The 15,133-nt window shown below is 54.2% G+C and carries 15 protein-coding genes; 5 read left to right on the top strand and 10 right to left on the bottom strand.

Going from position 1 to position 15,133, the window contains the following annotated elements:
* Positions 1–245 precede the first annotated feature (245 nt).
* The 4 genes from glpD to EQV93_RS01190 all read right to left on the bottom strand — a co-directional run bounded on the left by glpD (position 246) and on the right by EQV93_RS01190 (position 5,384).
* A complete protein-coding gene (glpD, locus tag EQV93_RS01205; protein WP_122784788.1) occupies positions 246–1,784 on the bottom strand; it encodes a glycerol-3-phosphate dehydrogenase in 1,539 nt (512 codons plus the stop codon).
* 262 nt (positions 1,785–2,046) lie between these two features.
* Positions 2,047–2,802 (bottom strand): DeoR family transcriptional regulator, encoded by a 756-nt coding sequence (locus tag EQV93_RS01200; protein WP_122784787.1) that lies wholly within the window; start codon positions 2,800–2,802, stop codon positions 2,047–2,049.
* Positions 2,803–2,938: 136 nt separating this feature from the next.
* Positions 2,939–4,444 carry a glycerol kinase GlpK gene (gene glpK / locus EQV93_RS01195; protein ID WP_122784786.1) on the bottom strand — a complete coding sequence of 502 codons (1,506 nt, stop codon included), beginning with the start codon at positions 4,442–4,444 and terminating at the stop codon, positions 2,939–2,941.
* An 88-nt stretch (positions 4,445–4,532) separates the two neighbouring features.
* The gene (locus EQV93_RS01190) at positions 4,533–5,384 is read right to left on the bottom strand and encodes an MIP/aquaporin family protein (RefSeq protein WP_122784785.1); all 852 of its coding nucleotides are present in this window, start codon (positions 5,382–5,384) and stop codon (positions 4,533–4,535) included.
* 380 nt (positions 5,385–5,764) lie between these two features.
* Between EQV93_RS01190 and ybaK the strand changes: the two genes are divergently transcribed.
* Positions 5,765–6,235, top strand: coding sequence for a Cys-tRNA(Pro) deacylase (gene ybaK, locus EQV93_RS01185; RefSeq protein WP_146384103.1), 471 nt, complete (start codon positions 5,765–5,767; stop codon positions 6,233–6,235).
* A gap of 11 nt (positions 6,236–6,246) precedes the next feature.
* Here ybaK and EQV93_RS01180 read toward each other — a convergent pair whose 3' ends face one another.
* Together EQV93_RS01180 and argF are read right to left on the bottom strand one after the other, a co-directional pair.
* Positions 6,247–7,356 (bottom strand): ABC transporter ATP-binding protein, encoded by a 1,110-nt coding sequence (locus EQV93_RS01180; RefSeq protein WP_240890735.1) that lies wholly within the window; start codon positions 7,354–7,356, stop codon positions 6,247–6,249.
* Positions 7,353–8,273, bottom strand: a complete 921-nt coding sequence (gene argF / locus EQV93_RS01175) for an ornithine carbamoyltransferase (protein WP_122784782.1) — start codon at positions 8,271–8,273, stop codon at positions 7,353–7,355. Before argF ends, EQV93_RS01180 begins: the two co-directional genes overlap by 4 nt.
* A 383-nt stretch (positions 8,274–8,656) precedes the next feature.
* Here argF and grxD point away from each other — a divergent pair, with 383 nt between their 5' ends.
* Positions 8,657–8,998, top strand: a complete 342-nt coding sequence (gene grxD / locus EQV93_RS01170) for a Grx4 family monothiol glutaredoxin (RefSeq protein WP_122784781.1) — start codon at positions 8,657–8,659, stop codon at positions 8,996–8,998.
* A 90-nt stretch (positions 8,999–9,088) separates the two neighbouring features.
* Here the strand turns inward: grxD and bfr are convergent, their stop codons facing one another.
* Both bfr and EQV93_RS01160 read right to left on the bottom strand, forming a co-directional pair.
* Complete coding sequence (bfr, locus tag EQV93_RS01165) at positions 9,089–9,559, bottom strand: bacterioferritin (protein WP_122784780.1); 471 nt, start codon at positions 9,557–9,559, stop codon at positions 9,089–9,091.
* 198 nt (positions 9,560–9,757) lie between these two features.
* The gene (locus tag EQV93_RS01160; RefSeq protein WP_122784779.1) at positions 9,758–9,976 is read right to left on the bottom strand and encodes a bacterioferritin-associated ferredoxin; all 219 of its coding nucleotides are present in this window, start codon (positions 9,974–9,976) and stop codon (positions 9,758–9,760) included.
* 279 nt (positions 9,977–10,255) lie between these two features.
* On the opposite strand from EQV93_RS01160, the gene EQV93_RS01155 reads away from it, so the two are divergent.
* Positions 10,256–10,858 (top strand): peroxiredoxin, encoded by a 603-nt coding sequence (locus EQV93_RS01155; RefSeq protein ID WP_019411008.1) that lies wholly within the window; start codon positions 10,256–10,258, stop codon positions 10,856–10,858.
* A gap of 76 nt (positions 10,859–10,934) precedes the next feature.
* Here EQV93_RS01155 and rnt read toward each other — a convergent pair whose 3' ends face one another.
* The gene (rnt, locus tag EQV93_RS01150; RefSeq protein WP_146384099.1) at positions 10,935–11,606 is read right to left on the bottom strand and encodes a ribonuclease T; all 672 of its coding nucleotides are present in this window, start codon (positions 11,604–11,606) and stop codon (positions 10,935–10,937) included.
* Positions 11,603–12,649 (bottom strand): dihydroorotase, encoded by a 1,047-nt coding sequence (gene pyrC, locus EQV93_RS01145; protein ID WP_240890734.1) that lies wholly within the window; start codon positions 12,647–12,649, stop codon positions 11,603–11,605. Before pyrC ends, rnt begins: the two co-directional genes overlap by 4 nt.
* Before the next feature lie 155 nt (positions 12,650–12,804).
* Here pyrC and EQV93_RS01140 point away from each other — a divergent pair, with 155 nt between their 5' ends.
* Positions 12,805–13,710 carry a flagellar protein MotY gene (locus EQV93_RS01140; protein WP_146384095.1) on the top strand — a complete coding sequence of 302 codons (906 nt, stop codon included), beginning with the start codon at positions 12,805–12,807 and terminating at the stop codon, positions 13,708–13,710.
* Positions 13,711–13,836: 126 nt separating this feature from the next.
* Positions 13,837–15,054: an argininosuccinate synthase gene (locus EQV93_RS01135; RefSeq protein ID WP_122784775.1), complete on the top strand. Its 1,218-nt coding sequence runs from the start codon at positions 13,837–13,839 to the stop codon at positions 15,052–15,054.
* Positions 15,055–15,133: the final 79 nt, after the last annotated feature.

Raw genomic sequence — 15,133 nt, 5'->3', positions numbered from 1 at the left:
ACTCAACCGCTGAATGCGCTGTATTGCATTCGGCCTAGAGTGTAGAGCATGACTCATGCCAAATACGGTTTTTACACCTAAGTCGCTGATATATATAGATATATTGTTTTTTGATTAGCGGCTTGGTGACAGGGGATACCCGGAAAGCCGAATCAATGTGGTGCGAGGCGTTCGGAAAACCGAATGGGGCAGGCCTGCTGGGGCGCTCAATCGACGCCCCGGCAGGTGAAGTGGCAGGCAGGAATTTAAGCGGCTTTAACTTTGCGATGCTTGAGGTTCAAACTGTCCAAGTAAAGCGCCAGATGTTCTTGTTCTTGAGCGGTGGTGAACAGGCCCAATTTGGTCCGACGCCACAGGATGTCCTGAGCGTCCAGCGCCCATTCCTGGCTGCACAAGTAATCGACTTCCCGGCTATAAAGGCCGCTGCCGATGTGCTCTCCCATATCGCTCAATGCATTTACACCGTCCAGCAGGCGCCATGAGCGGTTGCCATAGGTGATTGCCCAGCGTTTGGCGATGGCTGCATCCAGCCATCCGTGTTTTTGTGTCAGCGCGGCACTCAGCGCAGCAGGGGTGGTCATGTCTTCACCACCCGGCAGCGTGGCACTGGCTGTCCAGCTCGGTTTGATCTGGGTGAAGAACGGGGCTAACTGTGCCATGGCCGATTCGGCCAGCTTGCGATAGGTAGTGAGTTTGCCACCAAACACAGACAGCAGTGGGGCTTCGCCCTGTGCGCCGGACAAGGCCAGGGTGTAGTCACGTGTGACGGCTGAAGGGTTGTCCGACTCGTCATTGCACAACGGACGCACGCCGGAATAGGTGCGCAGAATATCGGCACGGCTGACGTGTTGTTTAAAGTGAGCATTGACCACGTTCAGCAGGTAGTCGGTTTCTTCTTCGGTGATGACGACCTTGGCCGGATCGCCGGTGTATTCACGGTCGGTTGTGCCGATGATGGTGAATTGATCCATGTACGGAATGGTGAACACAATTCGCTGGTCTTCATTCTGCAAAATGAAGGCGTTAGGTGCGTCGTACAGTTTGGGCACGATCAGATGGCTGCCTTGAATCAGGCGGATGCCATAAGGCGAGTCCAGCTTCAGGTCGTCCTTGATGAATTTGGCAACCCACGGGCCAGCAGCGTTGACCAGTGCTTTGCTGCGAATCGAGAACAGACTGCCGTCGGCACGCTCAAGATTCAATTCCCACAGGCCTTTGTTTCGACGAGCCCCGACGCAGCGGGTCTGGGTGTGAACATGCGCGCCTTTTTCGCGCGCAGCCATGGCATTGAGTACCACCAGGCGCGCGTCATCTACCCAGCAGTCTGAGTATTCGAAGCCTTTATTGATTTCTGTCTTCAGCGGGCTATCAGCACCAAATTTGATGCTTTTGGAGCCCGCGAGTTTTTCGCGCTTGCCCAAATGGTCATACAGAAACAACCCTGCCCGAATCATCCATGCAGGGCGCAGGTGAGGGCGGTGAGGCAATACAAAACGCATTGGCTTTACGATGTGCGGGGCTTTTGCCAGCAACACTTCGCGCTCAGCCAATGCTTCGCGCACCAGGCGAAACTCATAGTGTTCCAGGTAGCGCAGGCCGCCATGAATCAGCTTGCTGCTGGCTGACGAGGTATGGCTGGCCAGATCATCTTTTTCGCAAAGAAACACAGACAAGCCGCGACCGGCTGCATCTGCCGCAATACCGACGCCATTAATCCCGCCGCCGATAACGGCAACGTCGTAAACCTCTGCGAGGGGGGTGGCAGGCAAGGTGGTCAGGGGCATGATTGGGCCTCGCGTTCTTGACGCATATTTTTTAATTCGAACATTTATGTTCATTTGCGAAAATAGTAGCGGATAAATACGCCCACAGCCAGCCAAGTTCGATTGAAAAAACTCATCGAGCAGGCCTTAAAAGAAGAATTACGAACATTACGAGGGAGTGAAGCTGTCTGAACAAGATCGTGAAGGCTATAGGGGGAAGGGGCTCATGCTTGGTCTTGCCTGCCGTGCAGTCAATTGCCCCCTCCCGCATTTGATCCTGCTGTCAGACGACTTCCAGACGGATTTTGTTCTGCGCCAGTAACTGAGCAAGCTCCGGTACAGGTGGCTGGTCTGTGACAAGGCAGTCAATCAAGGTGATCGGGCCAAGACGAACCATAGCGTTGCGCCCGAACTTGCTGGAATCCGCTGCCAGAATGACTTGTCGTGCGTTGGCAATAATGGCTTGGGATACGCGCACCTCCTGGTAGTCAAAGTCCAGCAGGCTGCCGTCGGAATCAATGCCGCTGATACCCACGAGCGCGAAATCGAACTTGAACTGGTTAATGAAGTCGACACTGGCTTGACCGACGATTCCGCCATCGCGACGGACTTTGCCGCCTGCAATCAATACTTCGAAGTCGTCTTTGGCGCTCAGGATTGACGCGACATGAAGGTTGTTGGTGATGATTTTCAGATGATTGTGGTTGAGCAACGCCCGGGCAATTGACTCGGTAGTGGTACCGATATTAATGAAAATGGAGGCGTGGTCAGGAATCTGTGCGGCGATGGCTTCACCAATTCGGCGTTTTTCATCGCGCATTTGGTCGGCGCGCATGGCGTAGGCGGTGTTTTCAACGCTGGAGTCATAGGCGGCGCCCCCGTGGTAACGACGTAATAAATCGGCCTCGGCCAATTGATTGATGTCTCGACGGATGGTCTGCGGCGTTACGACGAACAACTGCGCCATTTCCTCGATGCTGACGTAGCCGCGTTCGCGAACCAGTTCGAGGATCTGCTGCTGGCGGGGAGGCAGATTCATGGAGTTTCCTTTAGGCGGCGAAGCAAAATTCGCCCATCATGCCGCAGGAAACAGCTGTCTGCTACTCATGGCAACGCTGAAACGCTTATGCAACAACGGACACCGAAGTGTCCGTTGCTGATTACAGCGTTAGTGCTTAGTGGCTTTCTTCGTGGGGTTCCCAATCACGCGTACGGCCTACAGCCTTTTTCCAGCCTGCGTACAGCTTCTCTTTGCAGGCTTCTTCCAGAGCAGGCTCGAACTCGCGTTCAATTACGGCCTTGCCGCGCAATTCATCCAGGCTGCCCCAGAAACCGCACGCCAGACCCGCCAGGTAAGCGGCACCCAGTGCAGTGGTTTCGCGCATTTGCGGGCGCTCTACCATTGTGCCGAGGATGTCGGCCTGAAACTGCATCAAGAAGTTGTTAGCCACTGCACCGCCATCTACGCGCAGCGCTTTGAGACGTTCCCCCGAGTCTTGCTGCATAGCATCCAGCACGTCACGGGTCTGGTAGGCAATCGACTCCAGGGCGGCACGAATGATGTGATCCACACGTACACCGCGGGTCAGGCCGAACAGTGCGCCGCGTGCATACGGATCCCAGTAGGGGGCGCCGAGACCCGTGAATGCGGGCACCAGATACACGCCATTGCTGTCTTTGACTTTGCTGGCAAAGTATTCAGTGTCGTGAGCATCATTGATGATCTTCAGTTCATCGCGCAGCCACTGGACGGTGGAGCCGCCGTTAAACACCGCGCCTTCCAATGCGTAGGCCACTTCGCCGCGCGGTCCGCAGGCGATGGTGGTCAACATGCCGTGTGTTGACTTGACGGCATTGGTGCCGGTGTTCATCAGCAGGAAGCAGCCCGTGCCGTACGTGTTTTTTGCCTGACCCGGTTCAACGCACATTTGGCCGAACAAAGCGGCCTGCTGGTCGCCGGCAATACCGCCAATGGCGATGCCACTTTTGGTGCGCCCGTAGATTTCGGACGAAGATTTGACCTCTGGCAGCATCTCACGCGGGATATCCAGCACCTCCAGCATCTTGGAGTCCCATTCCAGCGTGTGAATGTTGAACAGCATGGTGCGTGAGGCGTTGGTGTAGTCGGTAACGTGAGTCTTGCCGCCAGTAAATTTCCAGATCAGCCAGCTGTCGATGGTGCCAAACAGAAGTTCGCCGTTGCGTGCACGTTCGCGGCTGCCTTCGACGTTATCGAGGATCCACTTCAGCTTGGTGCCGGAGAAGTACGGGTCGGTGACCAAGCCTGTGGTGTCGCTGATGTATTGCTCGTGGCCATCGCGTTTTAGTTGTTCGCAGATTTCGGTGCTGCGTCGGCATTGCCAAACAATCGCATTGTAGATCGGACGGCCGCTGATTTTGTCCCACACCACGGTGGTTTCACGCTGGTTTGTGATGCCGATTGCGGCCACTTGGTCGTGATGAAGCCCGGCTTGAGCCAGGGCTTCAACCATCACGGCGCTTTGGGTGGCGAAAATTTCCATCGGGTCGTGTTCAACCCAGCCTGCTTGTGGGTAGTGCTGTTGAAACTCACGCTGAGCCGTGCACACCACATTGGCGTCACGATCAAAGATGATCGCTCGCGAGCTCGTGGTGCCTTGGTCCAGCGCAATAATGTAATTCTTATTCTGAGAGTCGGTCATGTGGTTGCCTTGCAGAATGAGGTAATGGTTTCAGGGCGCGAGAATGAAGTGGGCAGTGATCTCGTGCGCCCCGTTTCAAAATTCGATGTCAGGAAGCTTGGGTTTTCACCTCTGTGGTGGTTTGGGCTTCCATTGCCGTAGGCTCGACAGCAGGCAGATGGCGGGCAATCATCCCGCGATAAATAGCTGCGCCGAGGCAAGCACCGACGATCGGTGCAAAGATTGGAATCAAGAAATACGGTATGTCGCGGGCACCTGTGAATGAAATTTCACCCCAACCGGCAAAGAATGTCATCAGCTTAGGCCCGAAATCACGCGCAGGGTTCATTGCGAAACCGGTCAGCGGGCCCATTGAGCTACCAATGACAGCAATCAGCAGGCCAATCAGCAGCGGTGCCAATGGGCCGCGAGGCAGTCCATTCTTGTCATCAGTCAAGGCCATGATCACGCCCATTAGAATGGCCGTAATCACCATTTCAACCAAGAACGCTTGAAGGGTCGAAAGCGCAGGGTGCGGATAAGTGGAAAAGACCGAGGCCAATTCCAGGCTTTCTTTGCTGCCGCGAATCATGTTGTGCGCTTGTTCGTAATCGAAGAACAGGTTGCTGTATAGCGTGTAAACCAATGCTGCCGCGCAAAAGGCGCCCGCTACTTGAGCAAGGATATAAAAGGGCAGCTTGCGCTTGTCGAAATCAGTAAACAGGCAGAGTGCGATACTCACGGCAGGATTCAAATGCGCGCCTGAAACACCTGCTGTCAAGTAGATGGCCAGGCTCACACCGATACCCCAAATGATGCTGATTTCCCACAAGCCGAAGCTGGCGCCTGCGACTTTGAGAGCTGCCACGCAACCAGTACCGAAGAAGATTAATAGTGCGGTGCCTAAAAACTCCGCTATGCATTGCCCTGAAAGGGTGGGGTGCTGTTTTGCAGTCGTCATTTGAAACCTCGTTTTTTTTGTTTTTTGACGTTGTCAGTCAGGGTGGCAATGAATCTGTACGGAAGCCGTATCGGTAAAATTCGGCATTTCATAAGTTCGGAACAGAAAACAAGTAACGGCATGGCATATTCAGAATCGAAAAAATATAGACAAGAAACACTGCTGTCAAAGGTCGAAAGTGAACGGGCATTCATATTCTGACTTTTAGGTAGGGGTTTGGTACTGATTTTTGTGTAAGAAAAGAATACGTTTTTGTAGGGGAAAGCCTGTAATTTACCACTTCAAGTGAGTTTCAAAGGCCTGTTTAACGCCTGTTTGCTCATCTAAATCCTAAAATTCGCTTACCTGATGCTTATATCCAACACAACACAGGAGCTGCCATGACACCTGCACTGGACCTGCTGAAAAAAGTTCGTGCCGAACATCGGATACACAGCTATGAGCATGATCCCAAAGCTGCGTCTTACGGCCTGGAAGCTGCAGAGAAGCTGAATCTTGAACCGGCCCGGGTCTTCAAGACGTTATTGGCTAGCAGTGAAAAAGGTGAATTGTTAGTCGCTGTAGTACCGGTCGTCGGAACGCTTGATTTAAAAGCGCTAGCCCATGCGGCAAGCGTCAAAAAAGTCGAAATGGCCGACCCTGCTGCCGCTCAACGGGCTACTGGCTATTTGCTAGGCGGGATTAGTCCACTGGGTCAAAAAAAGCGCCTGCGCACGTTTATTGATGAAAGTGCCCAAGGGTTTGAGACGATTTTTGTCAGTGCCGGACGGCGTGGACTTGAAGTGGAGCTAGCGCCTGCGGTGCTGGCTGAGCACACGCAGGCCAAGTTTGCGGGTATAGGGCGTATTTAAAGCTGTAACACTTAACTGGCGGTACTGAAACGTCTTACACCTGATTCAGTGTGAGCGATCTGTGCTGCCGTACTACCGCTGGTTTGAAACATGACCAGGTGCTCGGCCGCGACCCGAATCCCCACGTCTGTGCCTGGCAAGTGATCGGCATGGCTTGGGAAAATAGATTCAAGTTGGCTGCCGGTGGGCAATTGCAAGCGGTAGAGCGTCGAGGCGCCGAGGAAGGTTTTGCCGACTATGCGGGCTTTTAGCTCACTGTCGGGGGCATAGACGATATCGTCCGGGCGCAGTAATACATCGACCGCGCCACCCACAGGCCAGTTGTAAGCTCGATCACCGCGCAGCACGCCCAGTTCTGTTTGCACAGATTCGGGGCTCAACAGCTGTCCGCGAATGAAATAGCCCTGGCCGATAAAACTCGCTACAAACGGGGTCTTTGGCTCGTGATACAGGTTGTAGGGCGTATCCCATTGCTCAAGGCGACCCTCCTTGAAGACGCCGACGTGGTCGCTTACAGCGAAAGCTTCTTCCTGGTCGTGTGTCACCAGAATCGCACTGGTGCCGCGCGCCTTGAGGATATCGCGTACTTCATGACTAAGTTTGCGACGCAGCTCGCCGTCGAGGTTGGAGAACGGTTCGTCCAGCAAGAGCAATTGCGGTTCCGGCGCCAGAGCACGGGCCAGCGCAACACGTTGTTGTTGCCCGCCCGACAGTTCATGGGGGAAGCGCTTGCCAAGGTTCTTCAGGTTGACCAGTTCCAGCAGCTCTTGGATGATACGCTCTTTTTCGGGGTGCTTGCGTATGCCGAAGGCGATGTTGTCAGCCACGCTGAGGTGCGGGAAGAGTGCGTAGTCCTGAAACACCATGCCGATTCGACGTTTCTCGGGCGCCAGTGTGAAACCGGCCCTGGAGATGACCTCTCCGGCGAGTTGGATTTCGCCCTGATGAACCGGCTCAAACCCGGCGATCGCCCGCAGCGTGGTAGTTTTGCCGCATCCGGAAGAGCCCAGCAGGCAGCCAATGTCGCCAGCATTGAGGTGCAGGTTAAGGTTTTGCACCACGCTCTGGCCTTGGTACCCGCACGCCAGATCTCGCAGGTTAAGCAATAACGGCTGGCTCATGCGGGTTTGTACGCCGGTTGGACCAAGAACTCGAGAAGGGCTTTTTGCGCATGCAGACGGTTTTCCGCTTGATCCCACGCGACCGAGCGTGTGTCGTCCAGCAGGTCAACACTGATTTCTTCACCGCGATGGGCTGGCAGGCAATGCATGAACAGCACGTCTTCAGCTGCCAGGTCGAGCAGGGCGCGGTTAACCTGATAGGGCGCAAATAGCTTCAAACGCTTGGCTGTTTCTTCTTCCTGGCCCATAGACGTCCAGACGTCTGTGCTCACCAGATGGGCGCCAATGACCGCCTCACGCGGGTCACGCACGATAGTCACACGATCGCCGGCTTGGGCAACGAACTCAGGATTAGGCTCATAGCCTTGCGGGCAGGCAACGCGCAGCTTGAAGTCAAACTGGATGGCCGCCTCTATATAGCTGTTGCACATGTTGTTGCCGTCGCCAATCCAGGCAACGGTTTTGCCTTTGATCGAGCCGCGATGCTCCAGAAAGGTCTGCATGTCAGCCAGCAGTTGGCACGGATGCAAGTCGTCCGACAGGCCGTTGATGACCGGCACGCGGGAATTTGCGGCGAACTCGGTCAGCGTGCTGTGAGCAAAGGTGCGGATCATGACTGCGTCAAGCATGCGCGACATAACGATTGCGCAGTCGCCAATCGGTTCGCCGCGACCCAGTTGGGTGTCACGCGGGGACAGGAAGATGGCCTGGCCACCGAGCTGGATCATTCCAGCTTCGAACGACAGTCGTGTACGGGTTGATGACTTTTCGAAAATCATACCCAGCACGCGATTTTTCAACGGTTCGAAAAGCACGCCGCGCTGGCGCAGGTCCTTCAACTCGATACCGCGACGAATCACGCTGAGTAGTTCTTCGGGCGTGCAATCCATCAGGGAGAGAAAGTGCCTTGCGCTCATCATTAACTACCTTTTTTGCAACGACCGCAGATGCTCAGAGCCGGGTTTTTCGGAAAAACGGGCGAGACCTGCGGCGAAAGCCGCACGTGGCGACGAAATAGGGGAAGGCGCGATCTTATAAGGAAATGTCGCGTCTTGCCAATAAGGGTCACATTTAGAGGGGGCGAGACGTGAGCTGTACGGGCGCATGGCTTGCAGCACGGTTGTGTGGTTCGCCTCTCCTCAGCTGCACATTTGTACACTGGCCCTGTACTGCTTGGCAATTCTTAGGGGCTGGGGGGCAGACTATTGTCTGTCGGGGAGACCGAGCGTCAGGCTCGGGTTTCCGTTACAATGCGCCACCGTGCCGACAACTGAGTCGGAAAGTTCAGCCGAGGTGCTCCATGGATATCATCGAAACTATTAAAGATCAGATTGCCAACAACACCATTCTGCTCTACATGAAAGGCTCCCCGAATGCCCCGCAGTGCGGCTTTTCGGCTAAAGCAGCTCAAGCGGTCATGGCCTGTGGTGAGAAGTTCGCCTACGTGGACATCTTGCAGAACCCTGAAATTCGCGCCAACTTGCCGAAGTACGCAAACTGGCCAACTTTCCCACAGCTGTGGGTCGGTGGTGAGTTGGTCGGTGGTAGCGATATCATGGCCGAGATGGCAGCAGATGGTTCTTTGCAGGCGTTGATCAAGGACGCTGTTGAGAAAGCAGCTGCGACCAAGACTGAAGCCTGACTTCAGTTGCACGGTTACGTTTGACTAAGTAACCGCGCATAAAAAAGCCCCGCCTCTGATTAAACAGAGCGGGGCTTTTTAGTGGGCGCGTTACTCGCCCATTTGCGACTGCAGGTAATTCTCGATACCTATTTTGTCGATCAGGCCTAATTGTGTTTCCAGCCAGTCGATATGTTCTTCTTCAGACTCAAGAATATCTTCCAGAAGTTCGCGGCTTCCGAAGTCACCCACAACTTCACAGTGTGCGATCGCGGCTTTGAGGTCGGCGTGACCCGTCTTTTCGATGCGCAGGTCACACTCCAGCATTTCCTTGGTGTGCTCACCAATGTGCAGCTTGCCGAGGTCTTGTACGTTAGGCAGGCCCTCAAGAAACAGGATGCGCTTGATGAGTTTGTCCGCGTGTTTCATCTCATCGATGGATTCGTGGTACTCGTGTGCACCCAACTTTTCCAGGCCCCAATCCTGATACATGCGTGCATGCAGGAAGTATTGGTTGATCGCAACCAGCTCATTGCCGAGAATTTTATTGAGATGCTGGATGACTGAGATATCGCCTTTCATGGCTGGGGCCTGCCTTAATTAACCGTGTATAAGGCAGAGTTTGAGCCGCACATAGAAGACTGTCAAACCTAAGTATTTGAATAATAAATGAAAATTAATCGGAATAAGAATGTTTGTGTTCCGCGTCTTGGGCGTAAGCACTTGAATTCAGGGCATAAAAAAACCGGACACTAAGTCCGGTTCTTCAAAATCTGTTGTTCAGGCCGCTGAAAATTCTGCTGGAAAACCCAATGTTGCCTGACTGGCTTGCAGCGAGGTGAGGGTTTCACGTACGACTTGCTTGGCTAAGCACGCACATTTACCGCATTGGCTGGCAACGCCTGTCGCTTCGCGTACTTCTCGGTAACTGCAGCAACCGTCATAGATTGCGTCGCGGATTTTGCCATCAGTGACGCCAGTGCAGATGCATACGTACATAAATAAGAACCATCGCTGGTTGGGATTCAATGACGAAGATCTTAATGTTAACGAGAATGATTGTCAAAGTGCATTGGGTCTTGATTGAGGTTGATTTCCTACATGCTGACGAACGGTTCGAATCGTCTCGATATGGGCTTTAAAAAGGCTTAAGGCTGGAGGGCGACGAGCGGTGTATGATGCCGGGTCTTTTTTACGCGGGATCTGGTTTTAGATTGTTGTTTTCCCACAACTTTTTTTGCTCGGTTTCGTTTTTCACGTCGCACCAGGAGATAACCAATGAGCGTACTCGTAGGCAAGCAAGCGCCTGACTTCACCGTCGCAGCCGTACTCGGCAATGGCGAAATCGTAGACAGCTTCTCGTTGTCCACCGCCATCAAAGGCAAATATGGCCTGGTGTTTTTCTATCCTTTGGACTTCACGTTTGTATGCCCATCCGAGCTGATCGCTCTGGATCACCGCATTCCTGAGTTTCAGGCGCGTAACGTTGAAGTGGTTGCCGTGTCGATCGACTCCCATTTCACTCACAACGCATGGCGCAATACGCCGGTGAACAATGGTGGTATCGGTCAGGTGAAATACACCATGGCGGCCGACATCAACCACGCTATCTGCAAGGCATATGACGTTGAAACTGAAGGCGGTGTTGCATTGCGCGGCGCTTTCTTGATCGATGACAAGGGCGTTGTTCGCTCGCAAATCGTTAACGATCTGCCGTTGGGTCGCAACATGGACGAGTTGCTGCGTCTGGTTGACGCGCTGCAATTCCACGAAGAGCACGGCGAAGTGTGCCCTGCCAACTGGAAAAAAGGTGACAAGGGCATGACCGCTTCCACTGAAGGTGTAGCGGCTTACCTGACTGAGAATGCTGGCAAGCTGTAAGCGTTCGTCGAAGCAAAAAAAAACCGGACTTAATGTCCGGTTTTTTTATGCCTGGATTTCAGCCTGATCAACAGACTCAGTCGTTGAAATCTTTCCAACCGCCCATTTGTTTCCAGCGGTTAACGATGCCACAGAACAACTCAGCGGTTTTTTCAGTGTCGTAGCGTGCTGAGTGCGCCTCGCGGCCATCGAAGTCGATGTCGGCCGTTTGGCAGGCCTTGGCCAATACCGTCTGGCCATACGCCAGACCTGCCAGCGTTGCGGTGTCAAAGCTTGAGAATGGGTGAAACGGATTGCGTTTCATGTCCAGACGCGCAACCGCAGCGTTCAGGAAGCCCAAATCGAAGCTGCTGTTGTGACCCACCAGAATGGCACGTTTGCAGCCATTGGCTTTCAGCGCTTTGCGCACGCCACGGAAGATGTCGGTCAGCGCAGTTTCTTCGCTAACGGCCATACGCAGCGGGTGATCAAGCTTGATGCCGGTGAATTCCAGAGCCGCTGCTTCGATATTGGCGCCTTCAAACGGTTCAACACGGTGAAAATAAGTGTGCTCCGGGAACACGAAGCCTTTTTCGTCCATGCCGATCGTCACGGCTGCGATTTCCAGCAGGGCATCGGTGGCGCAATTGAAACCGCCAGTCTCAACGTCGATTACGACAGGCAGGTAGCCGCGAAAGCGCTCGGCCATCGGGTGGCGTGGGCCGCCATGGCCGCCTTCGTGTTCGTCATCATAATGGTCGTCGCTCACAGTGTTTCCTCCAGCAGGCGCCAGCGCAGTTTTTCACCGGCGCGCAGCGGAATTACGTTCAGCTCGCCAAATGGCAGGCTTGTAGGTGCGGTCCACTCCTGGCGAACCAGAGTGATATGTTCGGTGCTGGCAGGCAGTCCGTAGAAACGAGGACCGTTGAGGCTGGCAAACGCCTCCAGTTTGTCCAGCGCATTACGCTGTTCAAAGGCCTCGGCATACATTTCAATTGCCGCGTAAGCGGTGTAGCAACCGGCACATCCACACGCAGCTTCTTTAGCGTGTTGAGCATGCGGCGCAGAGTCTGTGCCCAGGAAGAATTTTTCGCTGCCACGGGTGGCTGCATCCAGCAACGCTTCCTGATGAGTGTTGCGCTTGAGAATCGGCAAGCAATAGAAGTGCGGGCGAATACCGCCCACCAGCATGTGATTGCGGTTGTAAAGCAGGTGATGGGCAGTGATGGTTGCGCCGACGTTGGCCGAAGCCTCATTGACGAACTGCACGGCGTCAGCGGTTGTGATGTGCTCAAACACTACCTTGAGTGTTGGGAAGCGCTCAACAACTCGACGCATATGCTCATCGATGAATATTTTCTCGCGATCGAAGACGTCTACGTCGGTGCGAGTCACTTCGCCGTGAATCAGCAGAGGCATGCCCACTTCGGCCATGACTTCCAGAACCGGGAAGATCGCATCGATACTGGTCACGCCAGAGTCGGAGTTTGTCGTAGCGCCAGCCGGGTAAAGCTTGGCTGCATGGACGAAACCGCTGGCCTTGGCCGTACGAATATCTTCTGGCTGTGTGCGGTCAGTCAGGTAGAGCACCATCAACGGTTCGAAACGGCTGCCGGCAGGGCGGGCAGCCAGAATGCGCTGGCGATAGGCATCGGCTTCGGCAGCATTACGCACCGGCGGTACCAGGTTAGGCATGATGATGGCGCGGCCAAAAGTACGCGCAACATCCGCGACAGTGTGGGGCAACACAGCACCATCGCGAAGATGTATATGCCAGTCGTCGGGACGCAGCAGGGTCAGGCGGTCAGACATTGGGGATTCCAGGCGGGTCAAACTGAAGCGAATGCTACCGGAAAAGACACTTTCAGGCACTCGCTATCAAGTTTTGTAGCTGCTAACCGATATAAAAAAGGTCTGCCGTAAACCAATGGCCTGATTTTTTGCTTTTCAAGCCTGTGGAGCTTGCCGTGCGCCAGTGTTATTTATTCCTGCTGACCCTGTTCACCTGCCTGCCTGCCATGGCGATGACTTTCCAGACGCGACTGGAGAGTATTGAGTGGAAAGTAGAAGGGGACAAGTTTGAGTGTCGTCTGATCCAGCCAATCACCGATTTTGGCTCTGGGGCTTTTGTCCGTCGGGCAGGTGAGCAAGCCGTATTTCGGCTTAACAGCTCTAACTCAGTGCTGGGGGAAGGCTCTGCAACTTTGTTGGCAGCAGCGGCACCGTGGCAGCCGGGTCGTGGGGACATTAACCTCGGCTCAGTGCGTATTGGGCGTGGGCACGTGCTGTTCAACAGCTCTCAGGTTCAGGCCGGGCGCTTGTTTCGTGGCTTGCTGGAGGGGCGCAGTCCAGTGGTGAGGCATTACTCGGCGACCAGTGGTGTGTCAGAGGTTCGATTACTCCCCGTCAGATTTCGCCAGGCCTATGGTGATTTCCAGGCTTGCACCACAAAGCTGCTGCCCAAGAATTTCGAACAGGTTCAGCAAAGTCGAATTGCTTTTCCGGGGGCCGCCATTGAGCTTGATGCCTCGGCGCTGAGAAGCCTTAATGTGATCATCGAGTATTTAAAGGTAGATCCCACGGTCAATCGCATCATCCTTGACGGCTATTCAGATAACAGTGGCAATCGCTTAACCAATCGTGAACTGTCACGGCGACGGGCATTGGCAGTCATGGACTTTTTCAAGGCCCATGGATTCGACGAATCACAGATCAGCTTGCGTTTTCATGGCGAACAGTACCCTTTGGTGCCTAACACCAGTGCGGCTAACCGCGCTAAAAACCGCCGGGTCATCGTACGATTGGAGCGTACGGGCACGTCAGGCAAGGCCGTTCCGCAAACGGCTGTCAGTAACCCCGCGAGCCTTACTTGAGAACATTTCTCGTCGCCTTGTTGAAACTTACTGTCGCTTTGTCGTCTTAAGGTGTCGCCCCTCTGTAAATTAGCGCACGTGGGCGGTAGACTGTTCGGCTTTTCGAACAACCCGTGGAGTGATGGCATGGCGGACGTAAACAAGGTCGTTCTGGCTTATTCGGGCGGCCTGGACACTTCGGTGATCCTCAAGTGGCTGCAGGATACTTATAACTGTGAAGTCGTAACCTTTACCGCTGACCTGGGTCAGGGTGAAGAGGTTGAACCTGCACGCGCCAAGGCGCTCGCCATGGGCGTCAAGGAAATCTACATTGATGACCTGCGTGAAGAGTTTGTTCGAGACTTCGTGTTCCCGATGTTCCGCGCCAACACCGTTTATGAAGGTGAGTACCTGCTGGGTACCTCCATCGCGCGTCCTCTGATTGCCAAGCGTCTGATCGAAATCGCCAACGAAACAGGGGCTGATGCCATCTCCCATGGCGCGACGGGCAAAGGTAACGACCAAGTCCGTTTCGAGCTGGGTGCTTACGCACTTAAGCCGGGCGTAAAAGTTATTGCTCCTTGGCGCGAGTGGGATTTGCTGTCTCGTGAAAAGCTCATGGATTACGCTGAAAAGCACAACATCCCTATCGAGCGTCACGGCAAGAAGAAGTCCCCGTACTCGATGGACGCAAACTTGCTTCACATCTCCTATGAAGGCGGCGTGCTGGAAGATACCTGGACCGAGCACGAAGAAGATATGTGGCGTTGGACCAAGTCGCCAGAGGACGCGCCTAATACGCCGACCTATCTGGAGCTGACGTATCGCAATGGCGATATCGTGGCGCTTGACGGCGTTGAAATGACCCCTGCGACGGTTTTGGCGACATTGAACCGTATTGGTGGCGAGAATGGCATTGGCCGTCTAGACATCGTTGAGAACCGCTATGTGGGTATGAAATCCCGCGGCTGTTACGAAACGCCTGGCGGCACCATCATGCTGCGTGCTCACCGTGCCATTGAGTCGATAACGCTGGACCGTGAAGTGGCTCACTTGAAAGATGAGTTGATGCCCAAGTACGCCAGCCTGATCTACACCGGCTACTGGTGGAGCCCTGAGCGCTTGATGTTGCAACAAATGATTGATGCGTCGCAGGCTCACGTTAACGGTGTTGTTCGCCTCAAGCTGTACAAAGGCAATGTCATCGTTACCGGTCGCAAGTCTGACGACTCACTGTTCGATGCCAATATTGCCACCTTCGAAGAAGATGGCGGTGCCTATAATCAGGAAGACGCAGCCGGCTTTATCAAGTTGAATGCTTTGCGCATGCGTATTGCTGCCAACAAAGGTCGCTCGTTCTTCTGATTTCTTTGGTTGTGCAAAAGCCCTGGTCCATGACCAGGGCTTTTTTTTTGTTTGATAAACGGTTCTGGACAGGTATTCA

Origin of the sequence: Pseudomonas sp. TMW22091 (genome assembly GCF_022496705.1) — a bacterium.
In the GTDB taxonomy this organism is placed as follows: Bacteria; Pseudomonadota; Gammaproteobacteria; order Pseudomonadales; family Pseudomonadaceae; genus Aquipseudomonas; species Aquipseudomonas saxonica.
This window is presented reverse-complemented; position numbering and strand designations above follow the sequence as displayed.